1 pseudogene is annotated in these 235 nt (G+C 35.3%); it reads right to left on the reverse strand.

Features of this window, described 5'->3' with window-relative positions:
• A pseudogene (locus ACFILW_RS10970) lies at nucleotides 1-235 on the reverse strand (hypothetical protein); the annotation flags it as partial.

Below are 235 nucleotides of genomic sequence, written 5' to 3' on the forward strand. Positions count from 1 at the left end.
GCAAACGCAATCCACGCCCAATTGTTTGTTCTGTTAAAATTTCTGAAGCCGATGCACGCAACGGTACAATAGTATAGAGATTCGTAACATCCCACCCCTCCTTTAATTTATTAACGTGAATAACAATTTCTGTTGAGTCATGAGAATCTTCAATTGCAATCAGCTTTTGAATATTTTGATCTTCTTCTATATTCGACTGTTTTGTATGAATCTCTATAACTTTTCCCTTATAAGC

The sequence above is a fragment of the Bartonella sp. TT110JLCBS genome, assembly GCF_042193405.1.
GTDB lineage: Bacteria > Pseudomonadota > Alphaproteobacteria > Rhizobiales > Rhizobiaceae > Bartonella.